This is a genomic window from Microcystis sp. M090S1 (assembly GCF_020246295.1).
Taxonomy (GTDB): Bacteria; Cyanobacteriota; Cyanobacteriia; order Cyanobacteriales; family Microcystaceae; genus Microcystis; species Microcystis aeruginosa.
Window position 1 is genome coordinate 1 of the sequence record NZ_JADBTF010000515.1, and the last position, 9,463, is coordinate 9,463.

Genomic DNA, 9,463 nt, shown 5'->3' on the forward strand with positions numbered 1-9,463 from the left:
GGTTCTTCGGTTTGTGTTATGCAATGTACGGGGGTTATAAGGGACGGAACCCTTATAGAGAAAAACGTTTGGCGATTTTTGTCAATTGTTTTTGATCTAGAGCGAACTAATCAATTAAATCTCTTGCCAGATAAGGATTTAGTTTATTTATGCCACCCTATCGAACCATAACAAGTAACGAAGAGCCAAATCAGCAAACCTATAGAGACCCTAGTATTGTCGGTTATTATGCCCAATTAACCGCGCTACAGCCGGCAGAAAGGACAATTTTAACCCTGCTGCAAGAGCGTTTATCAACGATGAAAATGCTTGATTTAGGGGTAGGTGCGGGACGGACTACGAAGTATTTTGCCCCTCTTGTGGGAGAATATATCGGTGTTGATTATTCTACGGAAATGATCGCCGCTTGTCGTCAAAAATTCCCCCATTTAGTCTGGCAAGTGGCTGATGCCAGAAATCTAGAACAATTTGCGGATAATTATTTTGATTTTATTCTCTTTAGTTTTAATGGCATTGATTATATTTCCCCTGCTGACCGTTTCCTAGTTTTAGAGGAAATTAGCCGCATCGGTAAAGCGGGTGGTTATTTTTGCTTTTCTAGTCATAATCTTCAGGGAATTATCTCAGAATTCGATTGGAAAAAAAAGATTAGTTTGAATCCTTTTAGTAGCTATGTCAATTTAGTCATCTGGGCGATTTTGCGTGCCTGTAATCCCTCTCTTAGCTACAAACAGTTATTGACTGCTGACTATGCAATTATTCGGGATGAACCCCATAATTTTCGTCTGCAAAATTATTACGCCACACCCAAAGAACAATTAAGGCAGTTAAGGTCTTACTTTCAAGAGATTAAAATTTATTCTTGGAAAACCGGTCAGGAAATTAAGAGCGAACAAGAGTTAAATACTAATCTTGATCATTGGCTTTATTATCTCTGTGTTCTTCCCTAATATTATCCTGCTTTTTTGGGGGATATTGAAGTAATGCTTGGGCAAGATAATGACCAGTGTAGGATTTTTCACATTTGGCCACGGTTTCCGGTGTTCCCACCGCGATTAATTCTCCTCCCTTGTCCCCTCCTTCCGGTCCCAAGTCAATAATCCAATCGCTACAGCGAATCACGTCGAGATTATGTTCGATGACGATAATCGAATTACCTTTATCGACCAATCTTTGTAACACATCTAAGAGATGATGCACATCATAAAAAGATAACCCCGTAGTCGGTTCATCGATCAAATATAGGGTTTTTCCCGTGGCCCGTCGGGATAATTCGGCCGCTAATTTCACCCTTTGCGCTTCTCCACCGGATAAAGTGGGCGCGCTTTGACCGAGTTTACAGTATCCTAAACCCACATCCACGAGAGTTTGTAATCTGGTGGTGGCCCGGGGGACATTTTCAAAGACCTTTAATGCTTCCTCGATCGTCATATCTAAGACATCGGCGATCGAATAACCTTTATACTTAACCTGTAGGGTTTCCCGATTGTAACGCGCCCCTTTACACACATCACACTGCACATAGACATCGGGGAGAAAATTCATCTCGATCACGTTTACTCCTTGGCCTAGGCACGCTTCACAGCGTCCTCCTTTAACATTAAAAGAAAACTGCCCCGCTTTGTAACCTCTAGCTTTTGCTTCGATGGTTTCGGTGAAAATCTCGCGAATAATGTCAAAAACCCCCGTATAGGTGGCAGGATTTGACCGAGGAGTGCGTCCTATCGGTGATTGGTCAATGACAATTACTTTATCAACCGCGTGCAATCCTTCCACTTTATCTAACTCTTTGGGGAAGGGAGTTAAACGGGTTAAATGATGTTGTAAAGCCGGATATAATAACTCATTAATTAAGGTGGATTTGCCCGAACCAGATACTCCCGTAATCGAGACTAATTTTCCTAAAGGAATCGTTACATCAATATTTCTTAGGTTATTTTGATGGCAATTTTTTAAGACTAAAGCATTACCATTCCCTTCCCTTCTTTGGGGAGGAGTTTCAATAACTTTGCGTCCCGATAAGTAGGACCCTGTTATCGATTTTTTGGACTTTAAAAGGGTTTTAAAACTGCCTTGACAGATGATTTCTCCGCCATGAATCCCCGCTTTCGGACCGATATCGACCACATAATCGGCTGCCCGAATCGTTTCTTCATCGTGTTCGACGACAATTAAAGTATTACCTAAATCTCGCAATCTTTGCAGGGTTTCTAACAGTTTACTATTATCTCTTTGGTGTAATCCGATGCTAGGTTCATCGAGAACGTATAATACTCCTGTTAATCCCGAACCGATTTGAGTGGCTAATCGAATTCGTTGGGATTCTCCCCCGGATAAAGTCATCGCCGGTCGATCGAGGGTAAGATAATCTAATCCCACATCGATTAAAAATTGTAGTCTCGCTTTGATTTCTTTGAGGGCTAATTCCCCAATTAATGCTTGTCTTGGGGTTAAATGACAATCATTAATTCTCTGCAAACAATCCCGAATGGTAACTCCGGTAAAATCCGTGATCGTATATTGTCCTAAACGTACCGATAAAGCTTCCGGTTTTAATCTTTTTCCGTGACAAACTTCGCAGGTTTGGTTAACAATATATTTCTCTAGTCTTTGTTTAATAACTTCCGAGGTGGTTTCTTGATAATTCCTATCTAAGATATTGATAACTCCAGCAAATTCTCGATAGTAACCGCGACCAGTATCATAACGGTAATCATCTTCAAAATAGATCGGTTCTTTACTCCCATAGAGAATGATATCTTGCTGGGTTTTTGTTAGTTTCTGCCAAGGGGTTTGAATTTCAAAACCTAAAGCTTGCCCTAAACCGTAGAGGAGAGAAAGATAGTAGGAATTATCCTTATCTGACCAGGGGGCAATAGCAGAATAAACCGGTTGTTTTGGGTCTGGAATGACTAAATCTGCCGAAAATTTCCGTAAACTGCCCAATCCGTGACAGTTGGGACAAGCACCATAGGGAGAATTAAAAGAGAATAAACGGGGGGATAATTCCTCCATAACTGCCCCGTGTTCGGGACAGGCAAATTTCTCGGAAAAGACAATTTCTTTGGTAACTTCGGGATTATCTTCGTTATTCTCATCGAGAATTTCCACAATCGCTACACCATCGGAATGCTTTAAACAAGTGGTTAAAGAATCTACTAATCTTTCCTGTAAACCCTCTTTTTTGATCAGGCGATCGATAACAATTTCAAGATCATGAAGATGTTTTTTATCTAACTCGATGCCCTCGGATAATTCTACTACCTTGCCGTCAATCCGCACCCGGGCAAAGCCTTGGGAGGCCAAACTAGAGATTAATTGCTTATGAGTGCCTTTTTTGCCGCGAATTACCGGGGCTAAGATTTGAAAACGGGTTTTCTCGGCTAATTCCATCACTCGATCGCACATTTGATCGATGGTTTGGGGGGCAATATTGCGATCGCAATGGGGACAATGGGGTTCACCGGCACGACCGAACAATAAACGCAAGTAATCGTAAATTTCCGTTACAGTTCCCACACTAGAACGGGGATTGTGGGAAGTGGATTTTTGGTCAATGGAAATAGCCGGACTTAAACCCTCGATCGCATCCACATCGGGTTTATCTAATTGTCCCAAAAATTGCCGCGCGTAGGCGCTGAGGGACTCCACATAGCGGCGCTGTCCCTCCGCAAAAATAGTGTCGAAAGCGAGGGAAGATTTGCCCGATCCCGAAACTCCCGTAAAAACAATCAACTGATTGCGGGGTAATTCGAGATCAACATTTTTGAGATTGTGTTGTCGGGCGCCACGGATACGGATCGAGTCAGTTTGAGCCATCGGACGGTGCCAAGTAGTCCTTAACAATCATAGCTTTGACGAATGGGTTTCAGCTACTAAGTAGGTAGGTGTTAAAAATTGTCAGATACCCCCCTGATCAAGGGGGGATTAAGGGGGGATCGGCACCCCCTGATCAAGGGGGGATTAAGGGGGGATCGCAGGCAAAATCTATCTTCTATTTAATTAAAACCACTTACTTAGAAAACCAGTCTTCTATCATATCAGAAGATTATCGGAGTTAAACCGCCCGTTCGAGAAACTCGCGCATATCTCGATCGGCCGCAGGGCAACAGCCATGACTCGCTTCTTCTTCTAAATGGGCTAAAACTGGGCAATTAATCCGATAATCTGGTTCTTTTGACCGTTCTAGCCGCAATTCGTACACTTGTTTTTCCAGTTGTTCAATGCGGTCCACCAAAGCGCGAATAGCCACCGCTTCCGAGTCGGGTAAATCACCGTGTTCGAGGGGTTCCACCCGCGACCCAGCGCGATAGATTAAACGACCGGGTACACCAACAACGGTACAATCGGCGGGAATATCGCGCAGGACCACAGAACCAGCACCGACGCGAACGTTATTACCCAGATAAATATTACCTAAAACCTTGGCCCCAGCGCCGACGACCACATTTTCCCCTAGAGTCGGGTGACGTTTACCGCTTTCTTTCCCCGTCCCTCCTAAAGTAACTCCCTGATAGATGAGGGCATAATCACCGATAATGGCCGTTTCTCCGATGACAACTCCCATGCCATGGTCGATAAAAACACCCTGACCTATTTGGGCGCCGGGGTGAATTTCGATACCAGTCAGAAAACGGGCAAGATGGGAAATTAAACGGGGAATAAAGGGAATCCCGATCTGATATAGCCAATGGGCGAAGCGATGGCACAGTAAAGCCTGTAATCCAGGATAACAAAACAGTACCTCTAACCAGTTGCGGGCAGCGGGGTCACGTTCAAAAATGATCTTGAAATCGGCTAGGAGAGTAGATAACACGAGTCTTGATTCCATATTGATCGAGCTTATACTAAACCATGTTATCACTCCGGTAAATGAGCCGTTCAACTAAAAATCGATCGAGGAACCTCTTTTCCTAGATCGCTTTTACTGTCCTTGTCCAAATTTTGAAGATATCCTTAATTTCCCTCTTGTTTAATCTTCCTTTAACTTGGGTCTGAAAAAATGCGATTGTTTAGCCTTTTTTTGCAGTTTTTCAGCTAAAAATATGATTCATGCTATCTATCGTCACCATGGGAAATTTTTATTAACCTTGCTGTCAATTGCTGGCAGTATCAACATTGTTACCGAATCGGCCTCAGCTTTAAATATCACCCGATTGAGCAGTCTTGGCAATAGTACAAATAACTTCGGGGCAGAAATTCCCGCTTATGACCCCGCTAGTCGCAGATTATTCCTGACCGGTCCCAATAATCGTCTAGATATTGCTGATATCAGCAATCCCGCTAGTCCAATTCCCTTACCCTCGATCGATCTTAGCTCCTACGGTGCGGGGGTTAATAGCGTTGCCATCAAAAATGGTATCGTGGCCCTGGCCATGGAAGCTAGTCCGATTACCAATAACGGCAGTGTGGTATTTTTCAATACTAATGGTGTCTTTCAGAGTCAGGTGACTGTGGGCGCTTTACCGGATATGTTAACCTTTACTCCTGACGGTAATCGGGTTTTGGTCGCTAACGAAGGGGAAGCAGCTAATGGTGTCAATCCCGATGGTTCCGTTAGTATTATTGACTTAAGCGCTGGTATTCTCAATCCCACGGTCAACACCGCTACCTTTATCAGTTTTAATGGTCAAGAGAACACTTTAAGAAGTCAGGGAGTCCGTATTTTTCCCGGTCAAACGGTTTCCCAAGATGTGGAACCAGAATACATCACCGTTTCCGACGATGGAACCACTGCATGGGTGTCTCTACAGGAAAATAATGCTATTGCGATAGTCGATGTTGTTAAAGCTCAAGTCACCAGTATTGTACCCCTAGGAGCCAAAAATTTTAACGCACCGGGTAATGGTTTGGATCCTAGCGATCGAGATGGAGGGGTAAATATTAATAATTGGCCGGTTTTTGGCTTATATCAACCGGATACGATTGCCACCGTTACCATCGCCGGACAAACCTATTTAATTACTGCCAATGAAGGGGATACTAGAAATGAGGCCCGACGAGTTTCTACTCTAACTTTAGACCCCAATGCTTTCCCTAATGCAGCCCAATTGCAATTAGCCCAAAATCTCGGACGTTTAGATGTTTCTAGCATCGACGGACTTAACGCCCAAGGTCAATATAGCCAACTTTTTGCCTACGGTGGTCGTTCTTTTTCGATTTGGAATGTAACTACTGGACTGTCCCAAGTCTTCGATAGTGGCGATGATTTTGAACAAATTTTAGCGGCTTTTTCGGCAACTCCCCTAACTCCTAGTATTTTTAATTCCGATGGTACTCCTAGCACCTTCGATAGTCGTAGCGATAACCGCGGGCCGGAACCGGAAGGTTTAGCAGTAGGAACTGTGGGTAATCGTCTCTATAGTTTTGTGGGAATAGAAAGGGCTGGCGGTTTCATGGTTTATGATATCACCAACCCTAGTAATCCTTTGTTCACTAATTATATCAACGATTGGCAATTAGGCGATATCTCTCCCGAAGGATTATTATTTATTCCCGCTGCCGATAGTCCTAATGGTACTCCCCTGTTAATTGTTGCCAATGAAGTGAGTCGTAATGTGGCGATTTATTCCGTCAAACCTGTCCCAGAACCTAGCGCAGTTTTAGGATTAGTAACCCTCGGACTAGCTGGCTATAGTTTGAAAAAAAGAGGGAATTGCTAATCACATCCCGTAAAATGGTAGCGCCTCCGACCAATGGGGGCGTTTTCCCGTTTGCCAATCCAAATAGGCTAAATCGAGGATATCGGGGGCATTTATGCCTAAACAACTGGGTGTGGCTAATCTTTGATAGGAAATAGTTAAGTTTTCTAAAGTCTGCTGCCATTGTTCCGGAGTCATCAGGCTATCAGCTAAATAAACCCGATTACCCCGATAGATACCCACATACAATTTTCCCCTAGTGGCGGGCATTTCTAGGGCTAGATAGGTATCGAGGGGGTAAAAATCCCGTTGTAACCAAGCAAAGGCCGCTAAACTGGAGACGGTAAAAATCGGTAGCTGTAATTGTTGTGCTAGGGTTCTACCGGTGACTATACCGATGCGGGTACTGGTAAAGCTACCCGGCCCCTTAGCGGTGGCTAGAAAGGCTAAATCTGCCCATTTTTGCGGGGCTAGGAACTGTTTTAGATAGGGGTGGAATAGGTTCGATAAATCCCTGTCTAAGTCCCAAGTTTGTTGACGACTATCATCCCTGAAATTAGAGAGGGCCAGTCCTAGTTGGGGACTGCTGGTATGCAAGGCTAATCCATAGACGGGGGAAGACAAGTCAATCTTTGTGTATCAGTAAGTTTTTATGGGTCGCCTGGGATTCGAACCCAAGACCAATCGGTTAAAAGCCGAGTGCTCTACCGCTGAGCTAGCGACCCGTTTCGTGTTCTGCACACGATTCATCAATATAACATCTTATCGGGGCTAAGTCAAGGGGAAATTTAAATTTGATTGACTCGCATTTCCACGATCGCCTCGCGGCTACTCTGGGGTTCTAAGTAGGTCAATTGTTCGCCTGTGTTGAGGGCGTTGCGGGGGGCGCTCCAGGGTTCGAGACAGATATAATTTTTATCTTTCAGAGTCCAAAAAACTATAGTTGTATAGAGATCGTCGTAACCGAGGACAATTTGACGTTGATGATAGGAATCACTAAAACTACTTTGATGGCGAGTAATTTGCGGAAAAGCGGCATCAATTTCTTCGAGATTAAAGTCAAAGTTGCCGGAGTAGGAATGGAGGGTTTTCCTGCGTTGGTCGAGGTATTGGGAGGAGGGAATATCAAAGGATAATCGGGTTTTATCGTTGACTTGAAAATAGGGATGGAATCCGATGGAAAAGGGCATTCTTTCGGGGGAAAGATTAATAACTTTTTGGTGAATTTTGAGGCTGTTTCCTTGCAGTTGATAGGTAAAGATTAATTGAAAATCAAAGGGATAGACTTGACGAGTGACCGGATTACTGTTTAATTCTAGGGTTAAACTAGCGGCGGTTTCGGTGCTTTGTTTGCTCACTTGCCAGGGTAAATCACGAGCAAATCCGTGTTGTTTGAGGCTATAGTTTCGTCCTTGGTGTTGATAGGTATTATCGGGTAAGTTGCCGCAGATAGGGAATAAAATCGGGACTCCTCCGCGGACGCTGAGGTTAGGATCTTTAAATCTTTCTGTGTCCAGATATAAAATATCTTCTCCGCAAATTTGCCAACGGGTGATGATTCCTCCCCTAGCGGGAACCACTTCCAGATAAGCGTCAGCCTCTTCATCCTTGAGACAATAGGTAAGATATTGATTTTGGTTTTGAGTGATAGTAAAGGTCATTTCAGTTATCAGTTATCAGTTATCAGTTATCAGTTATCAGTTATCAGTTATCAGTTATCAGTTATCAGTTATCAGTTATCAGTTATCAGTTATCAGTTATCGGTACAGCTGACTAAAAAGCTGATTGCTAACATAGAACGTAGGTTGGGTTGAAGCATGAAACCCAACACCCGCTCATGTTACGCTACCACTAACCCATCCTAACAAATAATTGTGCCTCCCTACTTAGCTTAACCAATGAGGTTTTAGATTCGGCCCTTGTGAATAAGCTGGGATAGCCTAGCTTGAGATGAAAATTTGGGTAAGAAAATAGGCAATGGCGGCGCTACCAACCGGTACAGTGAGATTATCTATACCCAGTTTCGAGAAAGTTTCTAGAATAGTAGCTCCGATCGCTGTCAATAAAGATACTAAAATAATTGGCGGATTAATGCCATTAATAAAAGATAAAATAATCAAGCTGACTAAAAAGCTGATTACTAACATAGTCAGGGAACCTTCCAGACTTTTGCCACTGCCGAAAATTTTGTAGGGATGTTGACCGAAATTTTGTCCGACTAGGGCCGCTAATCCGTCTCCCAAAGCCATAATTAAAATACCCATTGCCGCATATTCGGGGTGAGAAATTGGCCAAAAATAAGCCACGAGAACACCGATACTAACAGCATAAAAAAAAGTTCCCCAACTGCGGCGACCGACACTATTAAGACTGGGTAAAATGGGGAAAAAATAGGATAGGATAGCGATAGCTGCCGCTAGGATCGCCGCGATTATTCCCACCCAAGCGGGGATATTTAACCACCAGGCAAAAAGGATGACGTTTCCCGTGCCAATGTGGACAACTTTGCGGGTAATTTCGCCATCGGTACTGAAAAGACTTTTTAATTTTTCAGCGATCAGAATCAGAACAGCTAGGTAACAGGCGACTAAACCGATCGAAAATAGGAGAGAGTGGGATAGTTCCACGTGGCAAAAGCGAAAATTGACTATCTATTTAGTTTAGGCGATCGAGGTGACATTGTTGACATCCTCACCGCCGTAAAACGGACGGTGATTCCCAAACCTCACGATTTAGGTTTCTGCTTCTTTCCCTTGCGGGGTTCCGCACCTGCCTTAACAGATTTACTCTGTTCTGGTCTTATGGTCGCTCTACAGACTGAC

At 43.7% G+C, this 9,463-nt stretch carries 7 protein-coding genes, 1 tRNA gene and 1 pseudogene; 3 read left to right on the plus strand and 6 right to left on the minus strand.

The genetic code is table 11. The annotated features are described in order from the left end of the window. The first annotated feature begins 149 nt into the window (after positions 1–149). On the plus strand, positions 150–950 hold the full coding sequence (locus tag IM477_RS22770; RefSeq protein ID WP_287733577.1) for a class I SAM-dependent methyltransferase: 801 nt from the start codon (positions 150–152) through the stop codon (positions 948–950). Here the strand turns inward: IM477_RS22770 and uvrA are convergent. Then, on the minus strand, positions 907–3,819 hold the full coding sequence (gene uvrA / locus IM477_RS22775; protein WP_287733579.1) for an excinuclease ABC subunit UvrA: 2,913 nt from the start codon (positions 3,817–3,819) through the stop codon (positions 907–909). The genes IM477_RS22770 and uvrA overlap by 44 nt on opposite strands. Positions 3,820–4,057: 238 nt before the next feature. Continuing rightward, positions 4,058–4,831: a serine O-acetyltransferase gene (gene cysE / locus IM477_RS22780; RefSeq protein WP_287733581.1), complete on the minus strand. Its 774-nt coding sequence runs from the start codon at positions 4,829–4,831 to the stop codon at positions 4,058–4,060. A gap of 214 nt (positions 4,832–5,045) precedes the next feature. Between cysE and IM477_RS22785 the strand changes: the two genes are divergently transcribed. Then, entirely contained in the window at positions 5,046–6,662 is a 1,617-nt protein-coding gene (locus IM477_RS22785) for a choice-of-anchor I family protein (protein WP_287733583.1), read from the plus strand. Here the strand turns inward: IM477_RS22785 and tsaB are convergent, their stop codons facing one another. From tsaB to IM477_RS22805, 4 genes are all read right to left on the minus strand, one after another. After that, entirely contained in the window at positions 6,663–7,265 is a 603-nt protein-coding gene (tsaB, locus tag IM477_RS22790) for a tRNA (adenosine(37)-N6)-threonylcarbamoyltransferase complex dimerization subunit type 1 TsaB (protein WP_287733584.1), read from the minus strand. 29 nt (positions 7,266–7,294) lie between these two features. Next, positions 7,295–7,366, minus strand: a tRNA-Lys gene (locus tag IM477_RS22795). Positions 7,367–7,429: 63 nt separating this feature from the next. Next, a complete protein-coding gene (locus IM477_RS22800) occupies positions 7,430–8,302 on the minus strand; it encodes an aldose epimerase family protein (protein ID WP_287733585.1) in 873 nt (290 codons plus the stop codon). 279 nt (positions 8,303–8,581) lie between these two features. Next, entirely contained in the window at positions 8,582–9,268 is a 687-nt protein-coding gene (locus IM477_RS22805; RefSeq protein WP_061432504.1) for a diacylglycerol/polyprenol kinase family protein, read from the minus strand. Between IM477_RS22805 and IM477_RS22810 the strand changes: the two are divergent. Continuing rightward, positions 9,269–9,463: pseudogene (locus IM477_RS22810) on the plus strand (hypothetical protein); the annotation flags it as partial.

Excerpts from the sequence above, each read along its gene's own strand:
- IM477_RS22770 (WP_287733577.1), top strand. The coding sequence starts at position 150 with ATGCCACCCTATCGAACCATAACAAGTAACGAAGAGCCAAATCAGCAA.
- uvrA (WP_287733579.1), bottom strand. The coding sequence starts at position 3,819 with ATGGCTCAAACTGACTCGATCCGTATCCGTGGCGCCCGACAACACAAT.
- cysE (WP_287733581.1), bottom strand. The coding sequence starts at position 4,831 with ATGGAATCAAGACTCGTGTTATCTACTCTCCTAGCCGATTTCAAGATC.
- IM477_RS22785 (WP_287733583.1), top strand. The coding sequence starts at position 5,046 with ATGATTCATGCTATCTATCGTCACCATGGGAAATTTTTATTAACCTTG.
- IM477_RS22800 (WP_287733585.1), bottom strand. The coding sequence starts at position 8,302 with ATGACCTTTACTATCACTCAAAACCAAAATCAATATCTTACCTATTGT.